At 60.5% G+C, this 13,253-nt stretch carries 14 protein-coding genes; 6 read left to right on the top strand and 8 right to left on the bottom strand.

Annotation, left to right across the window (positions count from 1 at the left end; all coding sequences use genetic code 11):
* Window positions 1-30: 30 nt before the first annotated feature.
* The 3 genes from AC1RBR_RS15590 to AC1RBR_RS15580 form a co-directional block, all read right to left on the bottom strand.
* Window positions 31-900 (bottom strand): alpha/beta fold hydrolase, encoded by an 870-nt coding sequence (locus AC1RBR_RS15590; protein ID WP_492565386.1) that lies wholly within the window; start codon window positions 898-900, stop codon window positions 31-33.
* 82 nt (window positions 901-982) lie between these two features.
* Window positions 983-1,771, bottom strand: coding sequence for an SDR family NAD(P)-dependent oxidoreductase (locus tag AC1RBR_RS15585; RefSeq protein WP_492565384.1), 789 nt, complete (start codon window positions 1,769-1,771; stop codon window positions 983-985).
* A gap of 39 nt (window positions 1,772-1,810) precedes the next feature.
* Window positions 1,811-2,911, bottom strand: coding sequence for an alkene reductase (locus AC1RBR_RS15580; RefSeq protein ID WP_492565382.1), 1,101 nt, complete (start codon window positions 2,909-2,911; stop codon window positions 1,811-1,813).
* 104 nt (window positions 2,912-3,015) lie between these two features.
* Between AC1RBR_RS15580 and AC1RBR_RS15575 the strand changes: the two genes are divergently transcribed.
* Entirely contained in the window at window positions 3,016-3,642 is a 627-nt protein-coding gene (locus tag AC1RBR_RS15575) for a TetR/AcrR family transcriptional regulator (RefSeq protein WP_492565380.1), read from the top strand.
* A 95-nt stretch (window positions 3,643-3,737) separates the two neighbouring features.
* Here the strand turns inward: AC1RBR_RS15575 and AC1RBR_RS15570 are convergent, their stop codons facing one another.
* The 3 genes from AC1RBR_RS15570 to AC1RBR_RS15560 form a co-directional block, all read right to left on the bottom strand.
* Window positions 3,738-4,094, bottom strand: a complete 357-nt coding sequence (locus AC1RBR_RS15570; RefSeq protein WP_492565379.1) for a hypothetical protein — start codon at window positions 4,092-4,094, stop codon at window positions 3,738-3,740.
* 422 nt (window positions 4,095-4,516) lie between these two features.
* Window positions 4,517-5,356, bottom strand: a complete 840-nt coding sequence (gene yghU / locus AC1RBR_RS15565) for a glutathione-dependent disulfide-bond oxidoreductase (RefSeq protein WP_492565377.1) — start codon at window positions 5,354-5,356, stop codon at window positions 4,517-4,519.
* Window positions 5,357-5,429: 73 nt separating this feature from the next.
* Window positions 5,430-6,050: a LysE family translocator gene (locus tag AC1RBR_RS15560; protein ID WP_492565376.1), complete on the bottom strand. Its 621-nt coding sequence runs from the start codon at window positions 6,048-6,050 to the stop codon at window positions 5,430-5,432.
* A 177-nt stretch (window positions 6,051-6,227) separates the two neighbouring features.
* On the opposite strand from AC1RBR_RS15560, the gene AC1RBR_RS15555 reads away from it, so the two are divergent.
* Window positions 6,228-7,121, top strand: coding sequence for a LysR substrate-binding domain-containing protein (locus AC1RBR_RS15555; RefSeq protein ID WP_492565374.1), 894 nt, complete (start codon window positions 6,228-6,230; stop codon window positions 7,119-7,121).
* 21 nt (window positions 7,122-7,142) lie between these two features.
* On the opposite strand, the gene AC1RBR_RS15550 is transcribed toward AC1RBR_RS15555, so the two are convergent.
* Window positions 7,143-8,072 carry a LysR family transcriptional regulator gene (locus tag AC1RBR_RS15550; RefSeq protein ID WP_492565373.1) on the bottom strand — a complete coding sequence of 310 codons (930 nt, stop codon included), beginning with the start codon at window positions 8,070-8,072 and terminating at the stop codon, window positions 7,143-7,145.
* Window positions 8,073-8,197: 125 nt separating this feature from the next.
* Here AC1RBR_RS15550 and AC1RBR_RS15545 point away from each other — a divergent pair, with 125 nt between their 5' ends.
* The 3 genes from AC1RBR_RS15545 to AC1RBR_RS15535 all read left to right on the top strand — a co-directional run bounded on the left by AC1RBR_RS15545 (window position 8,198) and on the right by AC1RBR_RS15535 (window position 11,651).
* Window positions 8,198-8,473, top strand: a complete 276-nt coding sequence (locus AC1RBR_RS15545) for a DUF2798 domain-containing protein (protein WP_492565371.1) — start codon at window positions 8,198-8,200, stop codon at window positions 8,471-8,473.
* Between the two features lie 198 nt (window positions 8,474-8,671).
* Window positions 8,672-10,459: a thiamine pyrophosphate-requiring protein gene (locus tag AC1RBR_RS15540; RefSeq protein ID WP_492565369.1), complete on the top strand. Its 1,788-nt coding sequence runs from the start codon at window positions 8,672-8,674 to the stop codon at window positions 10,457-10,459.
* Between the two features lie 478 nt (window positions 10,460-10,937).
* Complete coding sequence (locus AC1RBR_RS15535; RefSeq protein WP_492565368.1) at window positions 10,938-11,651, top strand: DUF72 domain-containing protein; 714 nt, start codon at window positions 10,938-10,940, stop codon at window positions 11,649-11,651.
* 45 nt (window positions 11,652-11,696) lie between these two features.
* On the opposite strand, the gene AC1RBR_RS15530 is transcribed toward AC1RBR_RS15535, so the two are convergent.
* Entirely contained in the window at window positions 11,697-12,515 is an 819-nt protein-coding gene (locus AC1RBR_RS15530; protein ID WP_492565366.1) for an alpha/beta fold hydrolase, read from the bottom strand.
* A 187-nt stretch (window positions 12,516-12,702) separates the two neighbouring features.
* Between AC1RBR_RS15530 and AC1RBR_RS15525 the strand changes: the two genes are divergently transcribed.
* Window positions 12,703-13,152, top strand: coding sequence for a winged helix-turn-helix transcriptional regulator (locus tag AC1RBR_RS15525; RefSeq protein ID WP_492565364.1), 450 nt, complete (start codon window positions 12,703-12,705; stop codon window positions 13,150-13,152).
* The last annotated feature ends 101 nt before the right edge of the window (window positions 13,153-13,253 follow it).

Genomic DNA, 13,253 nt, shown 5'->3' with positions numbered 1-13,253 from the left:
GGCGCGTTGCGGTGTTGCTGCGCCGTGTCGTCAGGCGTCGAGGAATGCCTGGGCCTTGGCGACAAAATCAACGCAGTGCTGGAAAATCCCGCCGTGGCCGGCATCCTCATAAATCACCAGTTGTGCGTTGGGAATACGCTTGGCCAGCACCATCGAGTTGACGCTGGGCACCATGATGTCGCTGTCGCCGTTAACGATCAGTGTGGGTATGCGCAAGCGCCCGAGGTCTTGCGGCGGCTGTTGGCCCCACGCGGTGATCGCTTTCAACTGGCGCAGAAAAGCGCTCGGTGTCGGGCTTTTGTCGCGATTGTTTTTGCGTGCTTTCAGGCGTTGCAGATACTGCGACGCAGATCGACGGCCATTGGCTGACGAGGTGAAGAACAGGTAGACCTTGGGATCGCGCAAGGTCAGCAAGCCTTTGAGGATCAATGGCCAGGTGACCGCACCGACTCTGTCGATGCCGACGCCACCAGCCGGACCGGTACCGGTCAGAATCAAGCGACGCACCCGATCAGGCGCCTTCAGGGCGATGTCCTGAGCAACGAAGCCGCCGAGCGAGAATCCCAGTACATCAACGGTTTCCAAGCCCAGCGCGCGAATCAGTTGAATGGCATCGTCTGCCATTTCACCGACAGTCAGTGGCGCGGTTCCACCAGAGCCGCCAATACCGCGATAGTCAGTGGTAATGACGCGTCGGGTTCGTGCCAGGCCATCAATGATCGCGGGATCGAAGTTGTCCAGCACGGCGCCCCAATGGTTGAACAGCACCAGCGGCACGCCGATCGCGGGGCCGATGTCGCGGTAAGCGAAACGAACGCCGTTGACCATGATCGACTGGTTCGCCGCGTTGCTGAATGGCGTCGACGCGCCAGTGTGGTTATTTGCCAGGGTTTGATTCATTTCTGCTCCGGATCGCGGGCCGGATTCGATGCAGTGACTTGCGCCTGCATCGAATCCGCCGCGCGTGCTCGCTACCAGACAATCACTGTGGGTTCAGGTAGCGCTGGGCAACCGCAGACTGACGGATTTGCCCGATCAGGCCCTGACGTGCGCCTTGCAGATCATCCCAGCGTTGCGCTTCGTGCAGCGGCGGGATGGTCACCGGTTCGCGACGATCGAAACCGACCAGTGCGGCGTCCACCAGATCGCCGACTTCCATGATGTCGCTCAAGGTGTTGATGTCGATGCCGGAGCGATCCCAGATTTCCGTGCGGGTGGCGGCGGGGAGTACGGCTTGCACGTAGACGCCCTGAGGTGACAGCTCCAGGCTCAGTCCCTGGGACAGGAACAGGACGAAGGCCTTGGTCGCACCGTAGACGGTCATGCCGAACTCCGGCGCCAGGCCCACCACCGAACCGACGTTGATGATCGCGCCGTCACCGGCCTTGACCAGACGTGGAGCGATGGCGCTGGCCAGGCGCACCAGCGCGGTAGTGTTGAGGGCAACGAGTTGCGCAACGCTGTCGGTGCTTTGGTCGATGAAGTTACCGGAGAGGGCAGCGCCGGCGTTGTTGACGAGGATGCCGATACGGGCGTCGTCGCGCAGGCGGTTTTCAACGGTGCTCAGATCAGCGAGTTGGGTCAGGTCCGCCGGGATCACATCGACGGAGACGTCGTGTTCGCTGCGCAAGCGGGCTGCAAGTGCGTCCAGGCGTGCCTGGTCGCGGGCGACCAGAACCAGATCATGGCCGCGTTGCGCGAAGCGCTCGGCGTAGACCGCACCAATGCCGGTGGAGGCGCCAGTGATCAGAACAGTAGGGCGGGTGCTCATGGGGGATCTCTCTTTCAGGGTGTGAGAAACGGAACGCGCTCAGTTGGCGCTGACGCTTGATTCAGCCAGCGTCGGGTAGTCGATGTAGCCTGCCGCACCGCCGCCATAGAGGGTGGCGGGATCGAACGCGGACAAGGGCGCGCCCTGCTTGAGGCGCTCCACCAGATCCGGATTGCCAATGAACGGGCGACCGAAGGCGATCAGGTCGGCGTGGTCTTCGGCGAGCTGCGAAGTCGCCAGCTCCAGGTCATAGCCGTTGTTGGCGATGTAGGTGTTTTTGAAGCGCTGGCGCAGTGCGCCGAAATCGAAGGGCGCCACGTCGCGCGGGCCACCGGTCGCGCCTTCGACCACGTGCAGATAAACCACGCCGAGGGCATCGAGTTGCTCGGCGACGTAATCGAATTGCGCCTGCGGATCGCTGCTCGATACGCCGTTGGCCGGCGACACCGGAGACAGGCGCACACCGGTGCGATTGGCGCCGATTTCATCAACCACGGCCGCCGTCACTTCAAGCAACAGACGCGCCCGGTTTTCAATCGAGCCGCCATACGCATCGGTTCGCAGATTGGCGCTGTCCCTGAGGAATTGATCGAGCAAATAGCCGTTCGCACCGTGAATTTCCACGCCATCAAACCCGGCGGTAATCGCGTTTGCCGCAGCTTGGCGAAAACCGTTGATGATGCCCGGCAGTTCACTGGTCTCCAGCGCGCGCGGCGCCGAGACATCTTCAAAGCGATTGTTGACGAAGACTTTGGTGGCGGCGCGCAGCGCAGAAGGGGCCACGGGGGCGGCGCCGTTTTCTTGCAGATCAACGTGCGACACGCGGCCGACATGCCACAGTTGCAGAAAGATTTTTCCGCCCTTGGCATGGACTGCATCGGTCACCTGGCGCCAGCCGTCAATCTGCGCCGGCGTGTAGATTCCCGGGGTGTCCTGATAGCCCTGACCTTGTCGGGAAATCTGCGTGGCTTCACTGATCAGCAAGCCAGCGCTGGCCCGTTGGCTGTAATAGGTGGCTGCGAACTCGCTGGGTACAAAACCTGCGCCTGCACGGTTGCGAGTCAGCGGTGCGAGGACGACGCGGTTCGACAACGTCAGGTCGCCAAGTGTGTAAGGGGTGAACAGAATCTGGTTGCTCATCTGGTATTTCTTCCGTGCCCGTTGGAGAAGTCGCTGTGCCTGCAATTAGGATGATGATCGAAATCTAAACTGTCAACGGTTTTGATTATGACCGGCATCTATGTATGATTGGCGCAAGCATTCCCAATGAACACGAGGTACTGCACGTGCGAGTGACCAAGGCCCAGGCGCAGGCCAATCGAGAACACATCGTCGAGACCGCTTCCGAGCTGTTCCGTGAGCGGGGCTTTGACGGCGTCGGTGTGGCGGATCTCATGGCGGCTGCCGGTTTCACCCACGGTGGTTTTTACAAGCATTTCGGCTCCAAGGCCGACCTGATGACTGAAGCCGCGTCCTGCAGTCTTGCCAAGTCGCTGGCAGGTGCCGAAGCGCTCGACGTGCCTGGCTTCATCGATGTCTATGTGACGAGAGAGCATCGCGACGGACGTGGCAGCGGTTGCACCATGGCCGCGCTGTGTGGCGACGCGGCGCGTCAATCGGATGAGGTGAAAACGACGTTTGCCGAAGGGATCGAGCGCACCTTGCAGACCCTGGGAGACAAATACCCGACCAGGCCGGACGCCGTGGCGGGCGAGGGGAGAAAGAAAATGATCGACCTGCTGTCGCGGGCTGTCGGCGCGATTGTGCTGTCGCGTGCCTGTCCGGATGATTCCGCGCTGGCCGACGAGATCCTTGAGGTGTGCCGCGCGGAGATGCTGGCTTCGTTTCCGGCTGACGAAGAGGTGGTCTGAGGCGGCGGTCGCTCGTCGTTTCGTTCATCAGCCGGTTGTGCTGCGTACCAGCGCCTATGAGCAGATGGGCCGCAGTCTCAGCGGCAACGCAAAGGTCAGGAGTACCGTTTCAGACGCTCACGCCAGTTGCCACCGTGAGTACGCTGGCATTCCTCCTCGGAGTCGAAACGCACGTTGCGCTCTGAAGGGGACAGGTTGATATCGGCTTCCCTCAGCGCAGTGGCCGTCAGTTCGAAGAGGCGTGCCTTGGCGTCAGTCAGGGCGAGGTTTTTGTCGGCTTCGGTGTCGAACACCCAAATGACATTCAGGGTCGCCGCCAATGCGTTCAGGTCAGCGGTGTGAGTCAGCCAGGTGAAGCCCTGGATTTCAGCTTTTGCGGTTTCACATGCGTCGGTGAGCGTGGCAATCAAGCGCCGCTCGATCCGTGCCAGTTCACGTTTTCCAGGGGGCATTGCACATCCTTTGGCGACAGTGGTGGTGTGGAGACGGGTTTATCCGGTGGGTCTTGGCGAAGCAGGGCATTTGCGCGTCGCGCACTCGTGTTGCTGTGGGAGCGGGCTTGCTCGCGAAAGCGCCGGGTCAGTCAACACTGACGTCGCAGGCCTGGCGTATTCGCGAGCAAGCCCGCTCCCACAATGATTGGTGGTGATTGCGAAAGCCCCTGTCCAGCACAAATCCCACTGTAATTTCTGGGGCTCACAAATCCTCATGTCCAACCCGAACCCTCCGTGGGAGCGAGCTTGCTCGCGAAAGCGGTAGGTCTGTTATGTCAGTGTTGACTGACTTGGCGCCTTCGCGAGCAAGCTCGCTCCCACAGAGGTTGCTGTGAACCGGGATGCCCCTGCCCAACACAAATCTTTGTGGGAATGTGGCCTCAGTCCAGATCGCTGGCCTGATGCCGCTCCGCAACCTGGCTCGCCTCGTCACCCCAGGTGCGATTGACGCGTTGGCCACGAATCACCGCAGGGCGTTGGGCGATGTCTTCTGCCCAGCGCTGCACGTGGGTGTATTCGTGGGCCGCTAGAAATTCGGCGGCCGCATACACGTTGTTGCGCACCAGTTGGCCGTACCACGGCCACACTGCGATGTCGGCGATGGTGTAACTGTCGCCGGCCAGGTAGCGGCTTTCCTTGAGGCGTCGATCAAGCACGTCGAGCTGACGCTTGGCTTCCATGGTGAAGCGGTTGATCGGGTATTCGAGCTTCTCCGGCGCATACGCGTAGAAGTGCCCGAAGCCGCCGCCCAGATAAGGCGCGGCGCCCATCTGCCAGAACAGCCAGTTCAGGGTTTCCGTGCGGCCGGCGGGATCTTTCGGCAGGAAAGCGCCGAATTTCTCTGCCAGATACAGCAGGATCGAACCGGATTCGAACACCCGGATCGGCGGCTGTACGCTGCGGTCGAGCAGCGCCGGAATCTTCGAGTTCGGATTGATCTCGACAAAACCGCTGGAGAACTGATCGCCCTCGTTGATGCGGATCAGCCACGCGTCGTACTCGGCCTCGGTGTGGCCTAGTGCGAGCAATTCTTCCAGCAGGATGGTCACCTTGACGCCATTGGGTGTTGCCAGTGAATACAGCTGCAGCGGGTGTTTGCCCACGGGCAGGGTCTTTTCATGCGTCGGCCCGGCAATCGGGCGGTTGATGCTGGCGAACTGGCCGCCGGACGGGGCTTCGTGTTTCCAGACCGCGGGTGGAACGTATGGCGCTTTACTCATGAAATGGGCCTCATGGTGAACTTGCCGAGAATGATCTTACGGGTATCAGACATGACAGCATAAACGCTCTAGCTCAAGACTGCGCAACCCCCGGAATGATCAAACACGCCGCCAGACCCATCAGCGCGATCCCGATGGCCTTGTCGAGGAGCCGCTGTTTTTCCAGCAGGCGCCGGCGTAGCCGTTCAGTTGAGAAAAACAGCGCGACCAGGCTGAACCACAGCCAATGAATGACCGACATGAACAGGCCATAGGCGAAGTTCATCGTCAGCGAACTGCCTGGCTCCACCACCTGACTGTACGCCGCTACCACGAACAACATGGTTTTCGGATTCAGTGCATTGGTCAGAAAGCCCGAGCAGAACACCTTCCACGCGCGGGGTACCAAAGCACTCGCATCGGCAAATGTCAGCACAGATTTATTGGTAAAGGATTTGATGCCCAGATAGACCAGGTAGCCGGCGCCCAGCAGCTTCATCATCCAGAACAGCATCGGTGACTGAGTGATGATCAGCGCCACCCCGAACACCGTGTAGAACACATGAACCTGCACGCCACAGGCGATGCCCAGCGCAGCCAGCAAACCACTGCGCCGCCCGTATGCATAGCTGTTGCGAGTGACCATGGCAAAGTCCGGGCCGGGACTGATCACCGCCAGAAGGGTGATGGCGATCATCAAAAACAATTCATTCATCCATACGCTCCATCGCGTTATTTGCGCTACTTGAATTCACAGATACAGCGCCTGCAGGTATCGCCGCCAACAGCGTGGATGGAAGTAACAGGCCCTGAGTAGCGACATGATGGAGAAGTGTCTTTGGCAAAAAAAACGATTTATAGTCGCGAAAATCTGTGAGAAATCATCGCCTATATGAACGTGCCCCCGCTGGCTGCCTTTCGCTTCTTCAACACCGCCGCCCAGACCCAGAGTTTCGTCAAGGCCGCTGAGCTGCTGCACGTCACCCACGGCGCGGTCAGCCGCCAGGTGCGCTTGCTGGAGGAGGCGATCGGCGTCGAATTGTTCGAGCGGCGCAACCGCGCGATTTTTCTCAATCACGCGGGACGCATGCTGTTCAATGTCACCGCGCCGATGTTCGAGCAGTTGCAGAGCACGGTTTATCGCCTGCAACGTGAAGTCCACGACGATGTGCTGGTGGTGTCCTGCGAGCCGACCATCGCCATGAAGTGGTTGATCCCGCGTTTGCCCGACTTCCACAGCGCACATCCGCAGTTGCAGGTGCAATTGCTGACGGCCGGAGGGCCGATCGATTTCGCTCGTTCAGGCGTGGATCTGGCGATCCGCCGCGACGATTTCCATTGGGACGAGACCGTGCACGGCGTGACTATTTGCGAGGAGTGGATCGGCCCGGTTTGCGTGCCGTCCAGTCGTCCTGACGGCGACCATTTGCGCGGCGCCTGTCTGCTGCACAGCAAGACGCGCCCGCAGGCGTGGGATAACTGGATGCGACTGGCCGGGATGAACGCGCCGGGTGTCAGTCGGGTCGATTACGAGCATTTCTACCTGTGCATTCAGGCCGCGTTGGCCGGGCTGGGCGTCGGTATGGCGTCGTTTCTGATGGTGCAGGACGAACTCAATTCCGGACAATTGATCGCGCCGTTCGGCTTCGTTCGCGACGGTTCGAGTTATTGCCTGCTGTCACCGCGACCCTTCGAACAGAGTGCCAACGCCATGATTTTTCGCGAGTGGATTGCCCAGCAGATGAGTGCGTGCAGCCAATGGCTCGAGGGTGATCTGCAGCCCTGAAAGTGCAAGAGCTGCTGTGGATCAACCAGCTTGCACGGGCCAGCGCCTATTCAGGTGCTCCGTCAAATAATCCATGAAGGCTCTGACCTTCGGCGTTATCGCCGCACGTTCCTGCACGCACGCATAAATGTCCATCGGTTCGACATACCCGTGGGTTTCACCCTGAAGATCTTCGAACAGTTGCACCAGTTGACCGCTCTCAAGGTAGGGCGCAGCGACAAATTCGGCCAGGCGCGTTACACCTGCGCCGTTGACTGCCATTTGCGCCAAGGCATCGATGTCGTCGCTGATGGCGGTGGCGTTGATCGGGGCGTCGTAATGCTGGCCGTCACGGACGAAACCCCAACGCAGAAAACGTCCATCCAACGGGTAGCGGAACGCCAGGCAGGCGTGGTGTTGCAAGTCCTGCGGTGATTGCGGCACGCCGGCGCGCGCAAGGTAGGCGGGGGCGGCGCAGAAGATGAAGGGCAGGGAAACGATCCGGCGCGCAACGATGCCGTCTTCCAGTTGTGGTTTGATCCGCAGACTCAGATCAATGCCGTTCTGGATGTGATTGATTTTGCCGTTGGTGGTCGACAGCTCGACCAGCAGGCGCGGATGCAGTGCGGCGAAACTGGCGAGTAACGGCGCCAATACGTGGCGGCCGAATGCGCTGGTGGAGGCGATGCTCAAGCGGCCTTGCAGTTCGCCTTCGTCGCCGATGATCGCGCTTTGCGCCGACTCCAGATCCGCCGCGATACGTCTGACCTTCTCGTAATAAAGCGCGCCATTTTCGGTCAGGGCCATGCGGCGGGTGGTGCGCTGCAGCAGGCGCACGCCGAGGTGCGTTTCCAGGCGATTGAGGGTCTGGCTGACCGCTGCCGCACTGACGCCCAAAGCCTTGGCGGCGCCGACAATCGAGCCGGCCTCGACCACTTTGATAAAACTGGCAATCGCCGCCAACAGATTCATCCGTGTCCCGCCGCGTGGTTTGATTCGTAAGCTTTGCTTTATAAAGTACCTGTGGCGGGCCGTCTAGTTGAGGGCAGGGGGCTTTGCTAAGGTGCCGGCTCCCTGTCAATGGATGGAAAAGCCATATGAATCAAAGAACCACTACCGAAGCCTTGTATACACCGCGTCGAAAGTTGTCGTCACGGGCGACGCCCTACGTGTTTGCGTTGTACATGGCGACGATCATGGCGTTCCTGATGTCGCTGGTGATCACTGCGGCCAACTCCGGGATTGATAACGACTACCTGAGTAATGCGCTGCACGCCTACAAACTGGCGATGCCGGTGGCTTTCCTTTGCATCCTCGTGGTGCGACCGATCGTGATCAAACTGGTGGCGATGACGGTGCACCCGCATCGCTGATGAGCCCCCGATCTCTTGGTCTTCAAAACAACATCAAAAGATCGCAGCCTGCGGCAGCTCCTACAGGGGCGGTTCGGCGATGCCGTCAGGTAAAAACAATCGAAACTTCGCGGGCGACCCGACTGTCCAGACCCATGTACCGCCCGGCGGATATCTCGCCGGGTGAGCTTCATGCACCGGTGACAGGCGAGGAACGAGATGACGACAACAGTGGGAGATTTTCTGGTTGAGCGGCTCAGCCAATGGGGCGTCACGCGGATTTTTGGTTATCCGGGAGACGGCATCAACGGCGTGTTCGGCGCGCTCGCCCGAGCCAATGGCAAGATCGAGTTCGTTCAGGCCCGGCACGAAGAAATGGCCGCGTTCATGGCGTCGGCCCACGCCAAGTTCACGGGCGAGTTGGGCGTGTGCATTGCCACTTCGGGGCCGGGTGCTTCGCACCTGATCACTGGGTTATACGACGCCCGCATGGATCACCAACCGGTGCTGGCGATTGTCGGCCAGCAGGCGCGGACGGCGCTCGGCAGTCATTACCAGCAGGAGCTGGACCTGGTCTCGATGTTCAAGGATGTCGCCGGAGCGTTTGTGCAGCAGGCGTCGGCACCGTCGCAGGTTCGGCATTTGCTCGACCGCGCCGTGCGTACGGCGGTTGGCGAGCGGCGGGTGACGGCGATCATCCTGCCCAATGATTTGCAGGATCTTGAGTATGAACCTCCGGCGCGGGCACACGGCACCGCGCATTCCGGCGTCGGTTACACCAAGCCGAAAGTGCTGCCCTACGAGGCCGATCTGCAGCGCGCCGCTGATGTGCTGAACAGCGGTGAAAAAGTCGCGATTCTGGTGGGCGCCGGCGCACTGCAGGCAACGGATGAAGTGATTGCAGTTGCGGAAAAGCTCGGTGCTGGCGTCGCCAAGGCGTTACTCGGCAAGGCTGCGTTGCCGGACGATTTGCCGTGGGTCACCGGCAGCATCGGCCTGCTGGGCACCGAGCCGAGCTACAAGATGATGCACGAGTGCGACACCTTGCTGATGATCGGCTCGGGTTTCCCCTATGCCGAGTTCCTGCCTAAGGAAGGTCAGGCGCGTGGCGTGCAGATCGACCTGCAGCCCGACATGCTGAGCCTGCGGTATCCGATGGAGGTCAATCTGGTCGGCGACTCCGCCGAAACCCTCGCTGCACTGCTACCGTTGCTCGAACAGAAAACTTCGCACAAGTGGCGCAAGAAAATTGAAGGCTGGCGCGACAGCTGGGAGAAAACCCTGGAAAAACGCGCGATGTCCAAAGCCGATCCGATCAATCCACAGCGGGTGGTGTATGAACTGTCACCGCGCCTGCCGGATCAAGCGATCATCACCAGCGATTCGGGTTCCTGCGCCAACTGGTACGCCCGTGACCTGAAAATTCGCCGGGGCATGCAGTGTTCACTGTCCGGTGGCCTGGCCTCGATGGGCGCTGCCGTGCCGTATGCGATTGCCGCCAAGTTCGCCCATCCGGAGCGCGCGGTGATTGCGCTGGTGGGTGACGGCGCGATGCAGATGAACAACATGGCCGAACTGATCACCGTCGCCAAATACTGGCGCCAGTGGGACAGCCCGAAGTGGATCTGCGCGGTGTTCAACAACGAGGATCTGAATCAGGTCACCTGGGAGCAGCGGGTGATGGAGGGCGATCCGAAGTTCGAAGCCTCGCAAAGCATTCCTGATGTGCCGTATCACCTGTTCGCCATTTCCATCGGCCTGAAAGGGATTTTCGTCGACCGCGAAGAGGACGTCGCCGCCGCTTGGGAGCAGGCATTGGCCTCGGACGTGCCGGTGCTGATCGAGTTCAAGACCGACCCCAACGTGCCGCCATTGCCGCCGCACATCAAGCTCGAACAGGCAAAGAAATTTGCCACGACCTTGCTCAAGGGCGACCCCGACGAAGCGGGCGTGATCGTGCAAGCCGCCAAGCAGGTGCTGGCCAGCGTCCTGCCCGGCAAAAAATAACCCCTGAAGGAGCTTCGTCGTGCCCCCAATCTGTGAACGCCGCCGAAACTGTGGGAGCGGGCTTGCTCGCGAAAGCGCTGTGTCAGGCGCAGTGGATTGTGGATGTGCCGACGCCTTCGCTGGCAAGCCAGCTCCCACAGGTCCTTTGTCGTGCTCCAGGTCTGGGAGCGTCGCCGAAACTGTGGGAGCGGGCTTGCTCGCGAAAGCGCTGTGTCAGGCGCATCGATTGTGGATGTGCCGACGCCTTCGCTGGCAAGCCAGCTCCCACAGGTCCTTTGTCGTGCCCCCAATCTGTGAACGCCGCAGAACCCTGTGGGAGCGGGCTTGCTCGCGAAGGCGCTGTGTCAGGCGCAGCGATTGTAGATGTGCCGACGCCTTCGCTGGCAGGCCAGCTCCCACAGGCATTTCGCCATCCCCGAAATCTGTGAACGAAGACCATGGAGATTTTCATGCGTGAAGCGACGAAGGTGTTTTTCTGATGTTCATCGGTTGCGCAGGCTGGAGTCTGGGGCGTGAGTATTGGCCGCAGTTTCCGCCCGAGGGCACGCACCTGCAGCGCTATGCTGCTCAGTTCAACTGTGTGGAGATCAACAGCTCGTTCTATCGCCCGCATCGGCGTCAGACCTATGCGCGCTGGGCGGACTCGGTACCGCCGGGTTTTCGTTTTTCGGTGAAGGTGCCAAGGCAGATCACGCATGAATTGCGTTTACAGAACTGTGATCAAGCACTGGACGAGTTCCTCGGACAATGCGAGGGCTTGACTGACCGGTTGGGCTGTCTGCTGGTGCAACTGCCACCGTCGCTGACATTCACACCTGAAATTGTCGAAGCGTTTTTCGTGGCGTTGCGCCAACGCTTTGCCGGTGCCGTGGTGCTTGAGCCACGGCATGAATCATGGGTGGCAGCGGCGCCGATGTTGCAGGCGTATCGGATTGCCCAGGTCGTGGTCGATCCGTCGCGGATCACTACCGATGGTTCGGCGCAGGGCTGGGCGGGTTTGCGCTATTGGCGATTACACGGTTCGCCACGCATCTACCACAGCGCCTACGATGAGCGTTATCTGCACGCGCTGGCAGAGCAACTGAAAGCTGCGGCAGCAGAGGGGGCCGCCGTCTGGTGCATCTTCGACAACACTGCCAGTGGTGCCGCGCTGGGTAACGCGTTGGCACTGGCAGCGTTGATGGCGGATTGAGTCAGGCGGACAAATAGTCGCAGAAGTTTGTCGCGCCGACGATCATCAGCGGTTCAGGAAACCCAACAGGTCTTCGTTCAGCGCCTGGGCGTGGGTCACGGCAAAACCGTGCGGTGCTCCGGCGTAGACCTTCAACTCGGCGCCTTTGATCAGTGCCGCCGCCTGCTTTCCGGTGGTTTCGAATGGCACGATCTGATCGCCGTCACCGTGGATCACCAGGGTCGGCACGTCGATCGTCGCCATGTCCGGGCGGAAGTCGGTTTCGGAGAACGCGGTAACGCAATCCACGGTGCCTTTCAGCGAGGCGAGCAGGGCGACGTTCAGGGTTTGCGTGAGCACGCCGTCGGAGACTTTCTGGCCCTGATTGGTGCCGTAGAACGGCGCGGCGAAATCAGCGATGAATTGCGCGCGATCCTTGAGCAGGCCGGCCTTGATCCCGTCGAACACCGAGGTGTCGACACCTTGCGGATAGTCGGCTTTCTTGCCGAACAGTGGCGTCACCGCACCGAGCAGTACCAGCCCGGCAACGCGCTCGCTGCCATGGCGGGCGATGTAGCGGCTGACGTCGCCGCCACCCATGGAGAAGCCCACCAGCGTCACGTCGCGCAGGTCGAGGTGGTTGATCAGTTGCGCGATGTCATCGGCAAAGGTGTCGTAGTCGTAGCCGGTCCATGGTTGATCGGAGCGCCCGAAACCACGGCGGTCGAAAGCAATCGTGCGGTAGCCGCGACTGCTCAGGTATTCCATCTGGTATTCCCACATGTCGGCATCCAGCGGCCAGCCATGGCTGAACAGCACGGGTTTGCCGCTGCCCCAATCCTTGAAATAGATCTGTGTGCCGTCATCGGTAGTGAATGTGCTCATGGAAACTCCTTGCTGTGGGCGATCGTTCAGGAAGGCCGGATGCCGCAATGGCCGCCCATCACTATCGACGCAAACCGCTGAAGTCACTTGTACGCAAGTGCTCAATTGCCAAGGCGGGGTGTGGTTCTTTTCCAGCGTCACAGTTGTAAGATGCAACCACACGCCGGTTTTGATGGAGAAACACCCTGTGAAGCGCAAAAGCCTGCACGGCAACGCCTGCCCGGTCGCCCGTACGCTGGACTTGATCGGCGACTGGTGGTCGCTGCTGATCATCCGCGATGCACTGGAGGGCATCCGCCGCTTCAGTGATTTTCAGAAGAATCTGGACATCGCCAAGAACATGCTCAGCGCCCGGCTCAAGGCCCTGGTCGAACAGGGGATCCTGCAAACCGTGCCGGCCGCCGATGGCGGAGCCTACAAGGAATACGTGCTGACCGAGCGCGGCAAGGCCTTGCAAACGGTGATCGTGGCGCTGTCGCAGTGGGGCGGCGAGCACATGTATGCGCCGGGTGAGCCGGGCTCGGTGATGGTTGATGCGCAGCAGCGCCAGCCGCTCAGGAAGCTGGAATTGCGTTCAGCGAATGGCCGCTTACTGGGACCTCAGGACGTGACGACGAAGTTGGGTGTTGCGCACTGAACCCAGGATTCCCCCCGGAAAACCGCAGCCGCGTCGATTGTTCAATCCCTGTTACAAACCCGACAAAAGGTTGAAACGATTGTTTGACGTCAAAATGATGG

Source organism: Pseudomonas sp. GW823-FHT01D03 (assembly GCF_058798255.1).
Note: the sequence above shows the minus strand (reverse complement) of the source record. Positions and strands in the feature narration are given on the sequence as shown.

Coding starts and splice junctions, on each gene's coding strand:
- AC1RBR_RS15550 (WP_492565373.1), bottom strand. CDS start 8,072: ATGAATCTGTTGGCGGCGATTGCCAGTTTTATCAAAGTGGTCGAGGCC.
- AC1RBR_RS15590 (WP_492565386.1), bottom strand. CDS start 900: ATGAATCAAACCCTGGCAAATAACCACACTGGCGCGTCGACGCCATTC.
- yghU (WP_492565377.1), bottom strand. CDS start 5,356: ATGAGTAAAGCGCCATACGTTCCACCCGCGGTCTGGAAACACGAAGCC.
- AC1RBR_RS15570 (WP_492565379.1), bottom strand. CDS start 4,094: ATGCCCCCTGGAAAACGTGAACTGGCACGGATCGAGCGGCGCTTGATT.
- AC1RBR_RS15580 (WP_492565382.1), bottom strand. CDS start 2,911: ATGAGCAACCAGATTCTGTTCACCCCTTACACACTTGGCGACCTGACG.
- AC1RBR_RS15530 (WP_492565366.1), bottom strand. CDS start 12,515: ATGAGCACATTCACTACCGATGACGGCACACAGATCTATTTCAAGGAT.
- AC1RBR_RS15540 (WP_492565369.1), top strand. CDS start 8,672: ATGACGACAACAGTGGGAGATTTTCTGGTTGAGCGGCTCAGCCAATGG.
- AC1RBR_RS15585 (WP_492565384.1), bottom strand. CDS start 1,771: ATGAGCACCCGCCCTACTGTTCTGATCACTGGCGCCTCCACCGGCATT.
- AC1RBR_RS15560 (WP_492565376.1), bottom strand. CDS start 6,050: ATGAATGAATTGTTTTTGATGATCGCCATCACCCTTCTGGCGGTGATC.
- AC1RBR_RS15555 (WP_492565374.1), top strand. CDS start 6,228: ATGAACGTGCCCCCGCTGGCTGCCTTTCGCTTCTTCAACACCGCCGCC.
- AC1RBR_RS15535 (WP_492565368.1), top strand. CDS start 10,938: ATGTTCATCGGTTGCGCAGGCTGGAGTCTGGGGCGTGAGTATTGGCCG.
- AC1RBR_RS15575 (WP_492565380.1), top strand. CDS start 3,016: ATGATTGGCGCAAGCATTCCCAATGAACACGAGGTACTGCACGTGCGA.
- AC1RBR_RS15545 (WP_492565371.1), top strand. CDS start 8,198: ATGAATCAAAGAACCACTACCGAAGCCTTGTATACACCGCGTCGAAAG.